This window comes from Serinicoccus hydrothermalis, assembly GCF_001685415.1.
GTDB lineage: Bacteria > Actinomycetota > Actinomycetes > Actinomycetales > Dermatophilaceae > Ornithinicoccus > Ornithinicoccus hydrothermalis.
The window spans coordinates 2,388,173-2,402,487 of record NZ_CP014989.1 but is presented as its reverse complement, the minus strand read 5'-3'; the positions used below and the strand labels follow the sequence as shown (position 1 = coordinate 2,402,487).

Below are 14,315 nucleotides of genomic sequence, written 5' to 3'. Positions count from 1 at the left end.
TTGTCGCTCCTTGTCGAACCGTACGTCTTAGCGTACGCTTGTGTTGGAGGTGGAGATCAATGACCGCAGTGACCGCAACGTCGGCCCGAGCCAACCTGTACCGGCTGATCGACCAGGTCAACCAGGAGTCCGAACCGCTGACCATCACCGGTCAGCGAGGCAACGCGGTGCTGATCGGCGAGGACGACTGGCGTGCGATCCAGGAGACCTTGTTCCTCGAGTCAGCGCCCGGGATGTCTGACTCGATCCGCACAGCGCGCGCCGAGGGCATCGAGGCCGGGTCGACCGAGCTGGACTGGTGAGCGGTGACCCCTGGACTCTGATCTACTCGCGCCAGGCTCAGAAAGATGCCAGAAAGCTCGCGTCGTCCGGGCTGAAGAAGAAGGCTCAGGAACTCCTCGCGGTGGTGGCCGAAGACCCCTTCTCGACGCCCCCTCGGTACGAGAAGCTCATCGGCGACCTCGCTGGCTGCTACTCCCGACGCATCAACATCCAGCACCGCCTGGTCTACGAGGTGCTCCCGGACGAGCGCGTCGTCCACGTCCTGAGGATGTGGACGCACGACGAGTAGGGATCGGGGTCGCGCCGTGCAGCCTCGTCAGGTCGTGCGACGCAGGAAACGACCGGCCGGACGCTCCCCGACCGGCACGCCGCGCAGCCACGTGGAGCGGACCGCGCCGCGCAGCTCGAGCCCGGCATACGGCGTGAGCCGGTGCTTGTGCCGCAGCTGCTCGGGCTCGACCACCCAGGTCTCGTCGGGCGCGAAGGCGACCAGGTCGGCGTCCTTGCCGACCGCGATCTCACCCTTGCTGCCCAGGCCGGCCAGCTCGGCGGGCCGGGTCGACATCCAGCGCACCAGGTCGCCGAGGGTATGCCCGCGGCCGGCGGCCCCGGTCCACACGGCCGGGACCGCGACCTGCAGCCCGCTGATCCCGCCCCAGGCGGTGCCGAAGTCGCCGGACTCCAGCTGCTTGAGGCTGGGCTCGCTCGGGCTGTGGTCGCTGGCCACGATGTCGATGGTGCCGTCGGCGAGCGCCGCCCACAGCGCGTCCCGGCTGTCCGCCTCGCGGATCGGCGGACAGCACTTGAACTCGGTGTGCCCGTCGGCGATCTGCTCGGCGGTGAAGGTGAGGTAGTGCGGGCAGGTCTCGACGGTGAGCGGCAGCCCCTCGGCGCGGGCCTCCTGCAGCGCGGGCACCGCGTCGCCGTCGGCGAGGTGGAGCAGGTGGGCCCGAGCGCCGGTGGCGCGCACCCCGTCGAGCAGCTGGCCGATCGCGCGCTCCTCGCTGCGCCGGGGCCTGCTGGCCAGGAAGTCGGCATACCTCCCGCCGTGGCAGTCGGGCGCCGCGGCAATGTCGCCGGGGTCCTCGGCGTGGACGATCATCAGCGCCCCGAGCCGGGCCACCTCGGCGAGCTGCTCGGCGAACTCCTCCGGCTCCAGCGGGGGGAACTCGGGCACCCCGGAGTCGATGAGGAAGCACTTGAACCCGAAGACCCCGGCCTCGTGCAGCGCCGCCAGGTCACCGACGTGACCGGGCACCGCGCCGCCCCAGAAGCCGACGTCGACGAAGCACTGCCCGTCGGCCGCCTCCTGCTTCACCCGGAGCGCGTCGACGTCCACCGTCGGCGGGATGCTGTTGAGCGGCATGTCGATGATCGTCGTGACCCCGCCGAGCGCGGCCGCGCGGGTAGCCGTCGCGAAGCCCTCCCACTCGGTGCGCCCCGGCTCGTTGACGTGGACGTGGTTGTCGACGAAGCCGGGCACGAGCACCTCGTCCGGGCCGAGCCGGACCTCCTCGCGACCGGTCCACTCGTCGGCCTCGGCGACCGCCGACCCGGTGAGGAGCGCGGCCACCCGGCCGTCCCGTATGCCGACGGCCGCCGGCTCGGGCTCGGCCCCGCCGGTGACCACGGCACGCTCGGCGCGCACCACCAGGTCGAAGTGCTCCTGCGTCTGCTCGCTCAACTCGTGTCCTCTCCTCGTCCGGCTCAGCCTCTCAGTCCAGCAGCGCGACCGCGGTGGGGGCGTCGATCCCGGCCGCGGCCAGCGCCTCGAACTCCACCACGTTGTCGAGCTCGGTGCCCATCGCGATGTTGGTCACCCGCTCCAGGATGATCTCCACGACCACCGGGAGCCGCTCCTCCATCGCGAGGGCGTGCGCCCGCTGCAGCGTGGGCGCGATCTCCTCTGGCCGGGTGACGCGCAGCGCCTTGCAGCCCAGCCCCTCGGCGACCTTGAGGTGGTCCACGCCGTAGCCCTCGAGCTCGGGGGAGTTGACGTTGTCGAAGGCGAGCTGGACGCAGTAGTCCATGTCGAAGCCGCGCTGCGCCTGCCGGATGAGGCCGAGGTAGGAGTTGTTCACCACCACGTGGACGTAAGGCAGGTTGAACTGCGCCGCGACCGCCAGCTCCTCGATCATGAACTGGAAGTCGTAGTCGCCGGAGAGCGCCACCAGCGGGCTGTCCGGGTCCGCGACCCGCACGCCCAGGGTGGCGGGGATGGTCCAGCCCAGCGGCCCGGCCTGCCCGCAGTTGATCCAGTGCCGCGGCCGGTAGACGTGCAGGAACTGCCCGCCCGCGATCTGCGAGAGCCCGATCGTGCTCACGTAGCGCGCGTCCGGCCCGAAGGCGCGGTTCATCTCCTCGTAGACCCGCTGCGGCTTGAGCGGCACGTCCTCGAAGTGGGTCTTGCGCTGCATCGTCCGCTTGCGCTCCCGGCACTCCTGCGCCCAGGCGGTGCGGTCCGGGAGCTCGGAGTCCCGTGCGACGGCCAGCAGCTGGTCGAGCGCCGCGCCCGCGTCGGAGACGACGGAGTAGTCGGGCGGGAAGACCCGCCCGATCTGGGTCGGCTCGATGTCGACGTGGATGAAGGTGCGCGCGCCGCGGTAGGTGTCGAGGCCACCGGTGTGGCGGTTGGCCCACCGGTTGCCGATGCCGAGGACCAGGTCGGACTCGAGGAAGGTCGCGTTGCCGTAGCGGTGCGAGGTCTGCAGACCGACCATCCCCGCCATGAGCGGGTGGTCGTCCGGGATCGTCCCCCAGCCCATGAGGGTCGGGATGACGGGTATGCCGGTCAGCTCGGCGAGCTCCACGAGCCGGTCGGCGGCGTCGGCGTTGACGATCCCGCCCCCGGCGACGATGAGCGGGCGCTGCGCCCCCGCGACCATCTCCATGATCTTCGCGGCCTGCGCCGGCGTGGCGACCGGCCGGTGCACCGGCAGCGGCTCGTAGGTCTCGATGTCGAACTCGATCTCGGCGAGCTGCACGTCGATCGGCAGGTCGATGAGCACCGGGCCGGGCCGGCCGCTGCGCATGAGGTGGAAGGCCTGGGCGAAGGTGCCGGGGACCTGCGCCGGCTCGAGGACGGTGACCGCCATCTTCGTCACCGGCTTGGCGATGGCCGCGATGTCGACCGCCTGGAAGTCCTCCTTGTGCAGGCGGGCGACCGGGGCCTGGCCGGTGATCGCGAGGATGGGGATCGAGTCGGCACTCGCGCTGTAGAGCCCGGTGATCATGTCAGTGCCAGCCGGGCCCGAGGTCCCGATGCAGACGCCGATGTTGCCGGCGGCGGCACGGGTATACCCCTCCGCCATGTGCGAGGCGCCCTCGACGTGGCGGGCGAGGACGTGGCGGATCCCGCCGTGGGCGCGCATCGCCGAGTAGAACGGGTTGATCGCGGCGCCGGGGACGCCGAAGGTCTGGGTCGCCCCCTCCTTCTCCAGGATGAGGACTGCGGCGTCGGCCGCGCGCATACGTGCCATGTCAGTCTCCTTCCGGGGAGGTGTCGCCGCGGCCGGAGAGGCGCTCGACGCCGCGCAGGAGCGCGGAGTGGTCCAGGCCGCCGTCGCCCTGGGCGCGGGCGGAGGCCATGAGCTGGGCCACGACCGCACCGAGCGGGATGACGACCCCGGCCTCGCGGGCGGCGGAGGTGACGATGCCCAGGTCCTTGTGGTGCAGGTCGATGCGGAAGCCGGGCTCGAAGGAGCGGTCCAGCATGTTGCCCCGCTTCTGCTCCAGCACCTTGGACCCGGCCAGGCCGCCGCCGAGGACGTCCATGGCGGCGGCGGTGTCCACGCCGTAGGCCTCGAGGAAGACCAGCGCCTCGGCCACGAGCTGGATGTTGCCGGCGACGATGAGCTGGTTGGCCGCCTTGACCGTCTGGCCCGAGCCGGCCGGACCGACGTGCACGACCGTGCGTCCCACCGTCTCCAGCAGGGGACGGGCCTCCTCGACGTCAGCCTCCTCGCCGCCGACCATGATCGAGAGCACGGCGTCGACTGCGCCCTTCTGACCACCGGAGACCGGGGCGTCGATCATCCGCAGCCCGGCCTCCGTGGCCCGCTCGGCGAGCGAGCGCGCGACGTCGGGGCGGATCGAGGAGAAGTCGATGACGAGGGCACCGGGGCGGGCGTGCGCCAGCACGCCGTCCTCGGCGGTGAGGACCTGCTCCACGTCCGGGCTGTCCGGGACCATGACGCAGATGACGTCGGCCTCGGCCACGGCCTCGGCCAGGCTCCCGGCGGCGCGGCCGCCCGCCTCCTCGAGCGGGCCGTAGGCGTCGGGCGAGCGGTTGAAGCCGACCACCTGGTGGCCGGCGGTGGCGAGGTGGACGGCCATCGGGCTGCCCATGATGCCCAGGCCGATGAAGGCGATGGTGCTCATCGTGTCTCCTTGGTGTCGATGTCGAGGGGGGTGTCAGGGGTGAGGTCAGGCGGTGACGCCGCGCCGCTCGCGCGGCAGCCAGCCGTCGAGGCCGGTGACCGTGTCCGAGGCGGCGGTCTTGTACTCGAGCCCCACGTGGCCGCGGTAGCCGAGCTCCTGGATCCGCTCCAGCCAGGTGTCCAGCTGCAGGTCGCCGGTGCCCGGCTCGCCGCGCCCGGGGTGGTCGGCGATCTGCACGTGCGCGGTGCGGCCGGTGTAGGCCTCGACCGCCGCCGCGGGGTCGTCCCCGTTGGCGGCGAGGTGGTAGAGGTCGAGCAGGAGACCGAGGTTGGTGACGCCGGTCTGCTCGGCGACACGGTCGATGACGGCGACCGCGTCGGCGGCGGTCTTCAGGGGGTATGCCGGTGCGCCGCTGACCGGCTCGACGAGCACCGTGCCGCCGACCCGGGCGGCTGCCCTGCCGGCGGCCGCGAGGTTCTCGGTGGCGACCTCCTCGGAGTGCTCGACGTCGGCACCCTCGGGGCGGTTGCCGTAGAGCGCGTTGAACGCACGGCAGCCGAGCTGCTCGCCGATCCCGACGGTCGCGTCGATGGTGTCGAGGAACTCCTGGCGCCGCTCGGTCCAGCACACCAGGCCGCGGTCCCCGCCCGGCATGTCGCCGGCGAAGAAGTTGAGGCCGGCCAGCTGCACGCCCGCGTCCCGGACGGCCGAGACGAAGTCCTCGGCCTCCCGGTCCGTGGGCACCGCGGTGGCGAAGGGCCACCAGAACTCGACGGCGTCGAAGCCCGCAGCGCGTGCGGCCGCCGGACGCTCCAGCAGCGGCACCTCGGTGAACAGGATCGAGCAGTTGACCAGGTAGGGCAGGTCGTGAGCCATCTCGCCTCCTTGCGATTCCGTATGTTGGAAGTATTATTCCGTTATGCGATAAGTTAAGCCGCGACCCGACGAGGCGTCAACCCCTTGTCGTGAGGCCGGCCCGTCAGCGCAGCAGCGCGACCAGCCCGTCCCGGTCCAGCCCCGAGGCGGAGCGCACCTCGTCCTCGTCGAGCGCCCCGCAGTGCAGCCCGCGCAGCACCGCCGAGGCGAGCATGCGCGCGGTGGCCGGCTCGTCCATGACGTCGCCGCCGGCCTGGTCGACGTAGGCGCGCAGCCGCCTGGCCGACGCGGGCAGGGCGGCCCGGAAGAAGGCATACGTCGCGAGGTAGCGGGTCGGCAGGTGCCCGGGGTGCATGTCCCAGCCCTGGTAGTAGCCGCGCTCCAGCGCGCGGGTGACGAGCCGGTGGTGCAGCGCCCAGGTCGAGGCCGCGTCATCGGCGGTCCCGAAGGCGATGACATTGGTCGACCCGTCCGAGCAGCGCACCCCGGTCTGGGCGGCGGCGAGCTGCATCGTGGCCTTGGCGTGGTCGGCGGCAGGATGCTCCAGCGTCTGGTGCGCGGCCGCGATGCCCAGCCCGGCCGAGTAGTCGAAGGTGCCGTAGTGCAGGCCGGTGCACCTTCCCGCGGAGGCGTGCACGAGCGGCGCGACGGTGGCCCGCCCGTCCGCCCCGAGGATCGCCTGCGGCGTCTCGACCTGGATCTCGAACCCGAGCGCGCGATCCGCCAGCCCGAGCGCCTCCTCGATCCGCGCGCAGGCGGCGACCATGGCCTCGACCTGGTCGGTCGAGGTGACCTTGGGCAGGGTGAGCACGAGGCCGGGCGGCACCTCGGCCCCGCTGGCCAGGCCGGCGACGGCGTCGACGAGGGTCCGCAGGCCCCGGTGCCGGTAGTCCCGCTCCAGGCACTTGATGCGTATGCCGTACCAGCTGGGCGCTCCGTCCAGCCCGGCATACGTGCGCAGCGCCTCGACCGCGGAGCCGAGGTGGGCGTCCTCGACGTCGTCGGGGCGTCGCCCGTAGCCGTCCTCGAAGTCCACGCGCAGGTCCTCGACCGGCTGCTCGGCGAGCTTGCGCCGCACCCGCGGGAGGACCTCGTCGGCGAGCCCCGCGTCCATCCCGGTGACCCGGGTGACCGCGGCGGCGTCAGGGAGGTGGTCGTCCATGAGCTCCAGCGCCGCGGCGCCCCAGCGCCACGGCGTCTGCTGCTCGAAGGCGTCGGCCGGCACGTAGACGGTGTGCACCGGCTGCCGCGTGGCCGGGTCGCCCGGGTAGAGCCGGGCCAGATCGGCGTCGGCCGCCGCGAGCCGCTCGTCCGCCTCCGCCTGCACCGCGGCGACGAGCTGCTCCAGGCCGGTGCTCACCGCTCCTCCTCGGCCACCCGCGCCACCGCCTGGGCGACGGCGGGCGCGACGTCGGGGTGGAAGACGCTGGGGATGATGAAGCTGGAGTTGAGCTCGCCGTCGGCGACGCAGCCGGCGATCGCCTCGGCCGCCGCGCTGAGCATGGCGTCCGAGATCGAGGTCGTCTGGGCGTCCAGGAGCCCGCGGAAGAAGCCGGGGAAGGCCAGCACGTTGTTGATCTGGTTGGGGTAGTCGCTGCGTCCGGTGGCGACGATGGCGGCGTGCGCCAGGGCCTCGACCGGGTCCACCTCCGGGTCGGGGTTGGCCAGCGCGAAGACGATGGCCCGGTCGGCCATGGTGGCGATGTCGTCCCCGGTGAGGATGCCCGGGGCGGAGACCCCGATGAAGACGTCGGCACCCTCGAGCACGTCCTGCAGCGAGCCGGTGACCTGCCGCGGGTTGGTGTGCTCGGCGAGCCAGACCCGCATGGGGTCGGGCAGCTCCGCACCCCGGTGCACGGCGCCGGTCCGCCCCACGCCGACGATGTCGGTCACCCCGGCGCGCAGCAGCAGCCGGATGATGGCGCTGCCGGCGGCCCCGACCCCGGAGACGACGACCCGCAGGTCGGCCATCTCCTTGTCGACGATGCGCAGCGCGTTGATGAGGGCGGCGTAGACGACGATCGCCGTGCCGTGCTGGTCGTCGTGGAAGACCGGGATGTCGAGCTCGTCCCGCAGCCGGCGCTCGATCTCGAAGCACTGCGGCGCGGCGATGTCCTCGAGGTTGACCCCGGCATACACCGGCGCGATCGCCTTGACCACCGAGATGATCTCCTCGGTGTCCTGGGTCGCGAGGCAGACCGGCCAGGCGTCCACGCCGGCGAACTGCTTGAAGAGCGCGGCCTTGCCCTCCATCACCGGCAGCGCGGCCTCCGGGCCGATGTTGCCCAGGCCCAGGACGGCCGAGCCGTCGGTGACGACCGCGACGGTGTTGCGCTTGATGGTGAGGCGCCGGGCGTCGCTCTTGTCCGCGGCGATGGCCCGGCTGATCCGGGCGACGCCGGGGGTGTAGGCCCGGCTGAGGTCGTCACGGTGGGTCAGGGGCACCTTGGGCACGACCTCGAGCTTGCCGCCGAGGTGCAGCAGGAAGGTCCGGTCGGAGACGTGCCGGACGGTGAAGCCCTCCGCGGCGTCCACCGCCGCCCGGATCTGCTCGCCGTGCTCCTCGCTCGTGCCGTGGACGGTGACGTCCACCGTGACGTGGTCGCCGCTGGACTCCGCGACGTCGAGCGCCTGGACGGCGGCACCTGCCTCGGCGACCACGTGGGCCAGCCGGGTCGTCGCGCCGAAGTCGGGCGGGCCGTCCACCCGCAGGGTGATCGAGTATCCGGGGCTGGGTGCCGCCATGGGCGCTCCTGGGTGACGTCGGGGCAGGGGTGCGAGGCATACTCTTGCACTTCTACGATGCGGAGTCCAGATCTCATTCTGCGAAAGTATGTGCGGAGTGGTGTTTCCGCATCGCGAGAACGTGCCGGATAGACTCTTCCCCGTGAGCCCAGACAGCGAGTCCCCCGCCCCCAAGCGCGCCACGGGCGTGCAGTCGGTCGGCAAGGCCATCGACGTGCTCGAGATCCTCACCACCTCCCCCACCGGCGAGCTGTCCCTGAGCGACATCACCGCCGCGACCGGGCAGCCGATGCCCACCGTGCACCGGCTCGTGCGCACCCTGCTCGACCGCGGCTTCCTGCGCCAGCTCCCCAACCGCCGGTATGCCCTCGGCACCGAGCTCATCGTGCTGGGCCAGGCCGCGCGCTCCTCCTTCGGCAGCTGGAGCGCGCCGGTCCTGCACGAGCTGGTCGGCGAGTTCGGCGAGACCGTCAACCTCGCCGTGCTCGACGGGGACGACGTCGTCTACATCGGCCAGTCGCCCTCCCCCCACGCGGTGCGGATGTTCACCGAGATCGGCCGCCGCATCAAGCCGCACGCCACCGGCGTCGGCAAGGCCCTGCTCGGCCGGCTGCCCGACGACCAGGTGCTGGCGCTGCTGCGCCGGACCGGTATGCCCGCCCGCACCCCGCACACCATCACCACGCCCGAGGCCTTCCTGGACAAGGTGCGCGAGGCGCGGAAGCAGGGCCACGCCCTGGACAACGAGGAGATGGAGCTGGGCGTGCGCTGCGTCGCCGTGCCGCTGCCCGAGGCCCGCCTCAACCTGGCCCTGTCGATGTCCGGACCGGCGACCCGCATGACCGACGCCGTCATCGGCCGCGCCCTCCCCCGGCTGCACGAGGCGGCCGACCAGCTGGCCGCGGACTTCTCCGCCGGCTGAGCCGCCGTCGTGAGGACCTCGCCGGCGACCCCTTGACGCCTCACCGATGAGGCTCTACTTTTGGCATACGGAGTAGTTCTTCCACGATACGGAGAGTGAGCGATGGCGCAGCAGCCGAGCGACGAGACCGACGACGCGCTGGACCTGACCGCCTGGCAGGCGCTCGGGCCGCACGCGGCCCGCGAGACGCTCCTGTCCTGCTGCTCCAGCCCGCGCTGGGCGGACGCCGTCGTGCAGGGCCGCCCCTACGCCGGGGTGGAGGAGCTGCTCGAGGCCTCGGACGACGCCTTCGGGTCATTGACCGCCGAGGACGTCGCCGACGCCCTGGCCGGGCACCCCCGCATCGGCGAGCGCGCGTCCGGCTCCGGCCGGGACGCCCGCTTCAGCCAGAGCGAGCAGTCGGCCGTCGCCGGCTCGGCGCAGGACGTGCAGGATCGCCTGCGCGCCGGCAACCAGGCCTACGAGCAGCGGTTCGACCGCGTCTTCCTCATCCGGGCCGCCGGCCGCGGCCCCGAGGAGATCCTCACCGAGCTCGAGCGCCGCCTCACCAACGACGACGAGACCGAGACGGCCGAGGTCGTCGAGCAGCTGCGCCAGATCACCCGCCGCCGACTCCAGGAGCTGATCCACCCATGAGCACCGTGTCCACCCACGTCCTGGACGCCGGCACGGGGCAGCCCGCGGCCGACGTCGCCGTGACGCTGACCACCGCCGGACCGGGCACCCCTTCCGGCCAGGAGGTCGGCGCCGGCCGCACCGACGCCGACGGACGGGTCGCGAGCGGCGACCTGGCCCCCGCGGGCCTAGCCCCCGGCACCTACCGCATCACCTTCGCCACCGGTGACTACCACGCCCGCACCGGCACCACGGGCTTCTACCCCGAGGTCGCCATCACCTTCGTCGTCGACGAGGAGCGGCACTACCACGTGCCCCTCCTGCTCAGCCCGTATGCCTTCTCCACCTACCGGGGAAGCTGACCCACCACCACCCCCACCTCAACCCCCGGTCATCGTCGACCGGACCGCACGAGAGGACACCCATCATGAGCTCGAACGGCTACGTGCTCGGCCACAGCCAGTACGGCAAGGCGGAGACGCACGTCGTCCGCGTCTACCGCGACGACCCCGAGGCGCCGCACGACATCGTCGACTACAACGTCTCGGTGGCGCTGAGCGGCGACTTCGCCGACACCCACCTCACCGGCGACAACGCCAAGGTGCTCACCACCGACGCCACGAAGAACACGGTCTACGGCTTCACCAAGGAGCACGGTGAGGAGGCCCGGACGCCGGAGGGGCTGGCCCTCGCGCTCGCCAACCACTTCGTCGACACCGTCGAGCACGTCCACTCCGCGCGGATCACCGTCGAGGCCTTCGGCTGGCGCCGCTCGCACGACCACCCGCACGCCTTCGTCAAGGCGGGTGACTACGTCCGCACCGTGTCGGTGCGCCGCTCCGCCGAGGGCGTGAGCGTCGTCTCCGGGGTCAAGAACCTCACCGTGCTCAAGACGACGGACAGCGAGTTCCACGGCTTCTTCCAGGACCGCTTCACCTCGCTCAAGCCCACCGACGACCGGATCATGGCGACCGCCGTCCGCGCGCAGTGGGCGCACGAGGGCACCGACGTCGACTGGGACGCCTCCTTCGCCGCGGTCCTGGACGCCATGACCGGCGCCTTCGCCTCGTCCTACAGCTACGCGCTGCAGCAGACCGTCTGGGAGATGGGCCAGGCCGTGCTCGACGCGGCGCCCTCGGTGCTCGACGTGCGCTTCTCCTGCCCGAACGTGCACCACTTCGTCATCGACCTCTCTCCCTACGGCATCGAGAACAACCGCGAGGTCCACCACGCCGACGACCGCCCCTACGGCCTCATCGAGGCCACGGTCAAGCGGTCCGAGGACGTCGACACCACGGCCGCCTACGACCCCGGCCAGGCCTGGTAGGACGCCCGGCCCGGTGGGGACGGCATACCGGGACCTCGACGAGCTGAGCCAGGTCGAGCTGCTGCGGACGGTGGCGCTGGCTGCCGCGCCGCAGTTCGGGCTGGAGCCGACCGGTGTGGAGCTGGTCCTGCACGGCTACAACACGACGTTCCGGCTGGAGACGGCGCAGCGCACGGTCGCGCTGCGGGTCAACACCAACTCGGCGAGCTCCCCGGAGGCGGTCGAGGCGCAGCAGGAGTGGCAGCACGCCCTCGCGACGCAGACCGAGGTGCTCGTCCCCGACCCGGTCCCCACGCTGCGGGGCGGGTATCTCGCCCGGGTGCCCTCGGAGTCGGTGGGCCGTGAGGTCCTCGTCACCGCGAGCGGCTGGCTGCCCGGCGAGGACCTCGGCGTCGTCGGGACGCTGGAGCAGTGCCGGGCGCTCGGCGAGCTGACCGCGCAGCTCCACGACCAGGCCGAGCTCTGGGGCGCGGCGGTCGCCGGCCGCCTCCCCGCCCTCGCCGAGCCGCTCTTCGGCGACTCCGACGTGCTCACCGGCGCCTGCGCCGACGACGCCCGGCTCGCCGCCGTCGTCCGGGCGGCGACCGCCCGGTGCACGGAGACGTTCGAGCGGGTCGCGGCCGGGGCGGACGTCCTGCCGCTGCACGCCGACCTGCACGGCGGCAACCTCAAGTGGCACGAGGGACGGCTCGCGGTCTTCGACTTCGACGACAGCGGGGTGGGGCCGCCGGTGCTGGACCTGGCGATCTCGTCGTTCTACCTGCGCGACGGCGACGACGCCCCGGAGCGCGCGATGCTCGAGGGGTATGCCCGCCGCCGCCCGCTCCCGGACGTCGAGCCGGCGGACGTCGAGGCGCTCATCGCCTCGAGGCAGCTGCTCCTGGCCAACGCCCTGCTCGCGAGCACGACGGCCGCCTTCCGGGCGGACGCCGCGGCATACCTGCAGGTCACCGGTGACCGGCTGGCGCACTGGCTGGACACGGGCAGGTTCACCCGTGCCCAGCCGGGCTGAGCGGCAGGCTCAGCCGTGGTCGCGCGGGGCGTCCTCGAGGGTCTCGCGCAGCGGCACGTGCTTGATCATCGCCGTGGCGATGAAGACGAGCACGAGGATCGGCAGCCCGATCATGAAGGCGTTGTGCAGCTGGTCGGCGAGACCGGCCCGCAGTGCCTCCTCGACCACCGGCGGCACGTTGCCGAGCGAGGAGGGGTCGAGCACCGAGCCGACGTCCATGCCGCTGGCCTGCTGGGCCGCCTGATCCCGCATCGAGGCCGGCAGGTGCGCTGCGACCGCGGCGCCGAGGCCGCCGGTCATGATCGAGCCGTAGACCGCGATCCCCACCGTCGAGCCGATGTTGCGGCTGAACTGCGTGGTGGCGGTGGCGACACCGAGGTCGCGCCGGGCGACGACGTTCTGGACGACGAGGGTGTACTGCTGCATCGCCATGCCGAGGCCGACACCGACGACCGCCATCGACCCGAAGAGCGCCCAGGCGCTGGAGGTCTCCGACAGGCGGGTCAGCAGGAAGACCCCGAGCGCCATGATCGCGATGCCGGTGAGCATGAACGGCTTGTAGTGGCCGGTCCTCGTCACGAGCAGGCCGGTGAGGATGCCCATGACGATGAGGCCGAGCATCATCGGCATAAGGATGAGGCCGGACTGGGTCGCGTCGACGCCGAGCACGCCCTGGGCGAAGACCGGGATGTAGATGATCGAGCCGAACATCACCATCGCCACGCCGAGACCGGCGACGTTGGACCAGCTGAAGACGCTGTTGCGGAAGAGGCGCAGCGGCAGCAGCGGCTCGCTGGCCCGCAGCTCGACGGCGACGAAGGCGAGCGCGCCGACAAGACCGACGGCATACAGGCCGAGCACCTGCGCCGAGACCCAGGGGTAGGTCGTGCCGCCCCAGCTCGTGGCGAGCAGGATCGAGACCATGGCGACCGAGAGCGTGATGATGCCGGCGACGTCGATCTTGGCCTCGCGGCGCTGGTGCGGCAGGTGCATGTAGCGGGCGACGAAGGCGAGCGCCAGCAGGCCGACCGGCAGGATGGTGAAGAACAGCCAGCGCCAGCCGAGGTGGTCGGTGATGACGCCGCCGGCGAGCGGGCCGGCCACGGAGGTCACGCCGAAGACGGCGCCCATGAGGCCCTGGTACTTCCCGCGCTGCCGGGCCGGGATGATGTCGCCGATGATCGTCTGCGACAGCGGCATGAGCGTGCCCATGCCGGCGCCCTGGATGGCGCGGCCGGCGACGAGCATCCAGAAGCTGCCCGCCAGCCCGGAGACGACCGAGCCGACCATGAAGATCACGAGGCCGGCGAGGTAGAAGGTCTTGCGCCCGTAGAGGTCGGACAGCTTGCCGACGACGGGCACGACGACGGCGGAGACGAGCATGGCCGCCGTCGCCACCCAGGAGTAGTGCGCCATGCCGCCGAGGTCGGCGACGATCTGCGGCAGCGCCGGGCCGACGATGGTCTGGCTGATCGACGCGACGAACATCCCCAGCATGAGGCTGGCGAAGACGATCTTGTGCTCCCGGTCCAGGCGGAAGGGTGCGGTGCCGCTGTCGGCCTGCTGCGCGGGCGCCGACTCCGTGCCCTGGGTGGGCAGGTCGGTCCTGTTGCTGCCGGTCGCGGCGGATGTGGCGGTGGCCATCGAGCTCCTCGGGGCGGTCGTGGTGGTGTCAGGTGTGCTGCGGGTCACGCTCATGAGGCGGACCTGGTCTCGGTATGCCCGTCGCGGGCGGCGTCGATCGAGTCGGCGAGGCGGCCGAGCAGGGCGGCGAGCTGGTCGCGCTCGTGCTCGGGCCAGTCGGACAGGGTGTCCGTGATGAGGGTGACCCTGCGGGCGCGCTCGGCCGAGAGCGTCTCGCGGCCCTGCGCGGTGAGGCCGAGCACCTGCGCGCGTCGGTCGTCCGGGTCGGGGTGCCGCTGGATGAGGCCGCGCTCCTCGAGCGAGGCCAGCCGGCGGCTCATCGTCGAGGGGTCCAGCCCCTCGGCGCGCGCGAGGTCGCGCGAGCGGGTGCACTGGCGCCCCGCGAGGCGGACGAGCACCTCGACTGCGCTGGGGGACAGCAGCCCCTCGTGCTCACGCAGCATGCGGCCCATCGCGGTGAAAGTCCGGGCGAGTTCCTCAGATAGTTGCATGATGCATACATCATATCACCG

15 protein-coding genes are annotated in these 14,315 nt (G+C 72.2%); 7 read left to right on the top strand and 8 right to left on the bottom strand.

Annotated features, from left to right (window positions below; genetic code table 11):
* Nucleotides 1-59: 59 nt before the first annotated feature.
* Together SGUI_RS11175 and SGUI_RS11170 are read left to right on the top strand one after the other, a co-directional pair.
* Nucleotides 60-302, top strand: coding sequence for a type II toxin-antitoxin system Phd/YefM family antitoxin (locus SGUI_RS11175; RefSeq protein WP_066640116.1), 243 nt, complete (start codon nt 60-62; stop codon nt 300-302).
* A complete protein-coding gene (locus SGUI_RS11170) occupies nt 299-571 on the top strand; it encodes a Txe/YoeB family addiction module toxin (protein ID WP_066640114.1) in 273 nt (90 codons plus the stop codon). The genes SGUI_RS11175 and SGUI_RS11170 overlap by 4 nt, the downstream gene beginning before the upstream one ends.
* Before the next feature lie 27 nt (nt 572-598).
* Here the strand turns inward: SGUI_RS11170 and allB are convergent, their stop codons facing one another.
* The 6 genes from allB to SGUI_RS11140 all read right to left on the bottom strand — a co-directional run bounded on the left by allB (nt 599) and on the right by SGUI_RS11140 (nt 8,283).
* Nucleotides 599-1,966, bottom strand: a complete 1,368-nt coding sequence (gene allB, locus SGUI_RS11165) for an allantoinase AllB (RefSeq protein ID WP_066640111.1) — start codon at nt 1,964-1,966, stop codon at nt 599-601.
* A 31-nt stretch (nt 1,967-1,997) separates the two neighbouring features.
* Entirely contained in the window at nt 1,998-3,761 is a 1,764-nt protein-coding gene (gene gcl / locus SGUI_RS11160; protein ID WP_066640106.1) for a glyoxylate carboligase, read from the bottom strand.
* Nucleotide 3,762: 1 nt separating this feature from the next.
* Nucleotides 3,763-4,662, bottom strand: coding sequence for a 2-hydroxy-3-oxopropionate reductase (locus tag SGUI_RS11155; RefSeq protein WP_066640103.1), 900 nt, complete (start codon nt 4,660-4,662; stop codon nt 3,763-3,765).
* Nucleotides 4,663-4,707: 45 nt separating this feature from the next.
* A complete protein-coding gene (locus tag SGUI_RS11150) occupies nt 4,708-5,526 on the bottom strand; it encodes a hydroxypyruvate isomerase family protein (RefSeq protein WP_202816642.1) in 819 nt (272 codons plus the stop codon).
* Between the two features lie 115 nt (nt 5,527-5,641).
* Nucleotides 5,642-6,898, bottom strand: a complete 1,257-nt coding sequence (locus tag SGUI_RS11145; protein WP_066640096.1) for a DUF6986 family protein — start codon at nt 6,896-6,898, stop codon at nt 5,642-5,644.
* Nucleotides 6,895-8,283 (bottom strand): NAD-dependent malic enzyme, encoded by a 1,389-nt coding sequence (locus SGUI_RS11140; protein ID WP_066640085.1) that lies wholly within the window; start codon nt 8,281-8,283, stop codon nt 6,895-6,897. The genes SGUI_RS11145 and SGUI_RS11140 overlap by 4 nt, the downstream gene beginning before the upstream one ends.
* A gap of 142 nt (nt 8,284-8,425) precedes the next feature.
* On the opposite strand from SGUI_RS11140, the gene SGUI_RS11135 reads away from it, so the two are divergent.
* From SGUI_RS11135 to SGUI_RS11115, 5 genes are all read left to right on the top strand, one after another.
* Nucleotides 8,426-9,205, top strand: a complete 780-nt coding sequence (locus SGUI_RS11135; protein ID WP_066640083.1) for an IclR family transcriptional regulator — start codon at nt 8,426-8,428, stop codon at nt 9,203-9,205.
* A gap of 102 nt (nt 9,206-9,307) precedes the next feature.
* Nucleotides 9,308-9,841: a 2-oxo-4-hydroxy-4-carboxy-5-ureidoimidazoline decarboxylase gene (gene uraD, locus SGUI_RS11130; RefSeq protein WP_083190643.1), complete on the top strand. Its 534-nt coding sequence runs from the start codon at nt 9,308-9,310 to the stop codon at nt 9,839-9,841.
* The gene (uraH, locus tag SGUI_RS11125) at nt 9,838-10,182 is read left to right on the top strand and encodes a hydroxyisourate hydrolase (protein WP_066640078.1); all 345 of its coding nucleotides are present in this window, start codon (nt 9,838-9,840) and stop codon (nt 10,180-10,182) included. Before uraD ends, uraH begins: the two co-directional genes overlap by 4 nt.
* A 65-nt stretch (nt 10,183-10,247) precedes the next feature.
* Complete coding sequence (pucL, locus tag SGUI_RS11120) at nt 10,248-11,147, top strand: factor-independent urate hydroxylase (RefSeq protein ID WP_066640072.1); 900 nt, start codon at nt 10,248-10,250, stop codon at nt 11,145-11,147.
* A 13-nt stretch (nt 11,148-11,160) separates the two neighbouring features.
* Nucleotides 11,161-12,159 carry a phosphotransferase enzyme family protein gene (locus tag SGUI_RS11115; RefSeq protein ID WP_066640069.1) on the top strand — a complete coding sequence of 333 codons (999 nt, stop codon included), beginning with the start codon at nt 11,161-11,163 and terminating at the stop codon, nt 12,157-12,159.
* Nucleotides 12,160-12,168: 9 nt separating this feature from the next.
* Here SGUI_RS11115 and SGUI_RS11110 read toward each other — a convergent pair whose 3' ends face one another.
* Entirely contained in the window at nt 12,169-13,803 is a 1,635-nt protein-coding gene (locus tag SGUI_RS11110) for an MDR family MFS transporter (protein WP_083190642.1), read from the bottom strand.
* 50 nt (nt 13,804-13,853) lie between these two features.
* Entirely contained in the window at nt 13,854-14,294 is a 441-nt protein-coding gene (locus SGUI_RS11105; protein WP_083190641.1) for a MarR family winged helix-turn-helix transcriptional regulator, read from the bottom strand.
* Nucleotides 14,295-14,315: the final 21 nt, after the last annotated feature.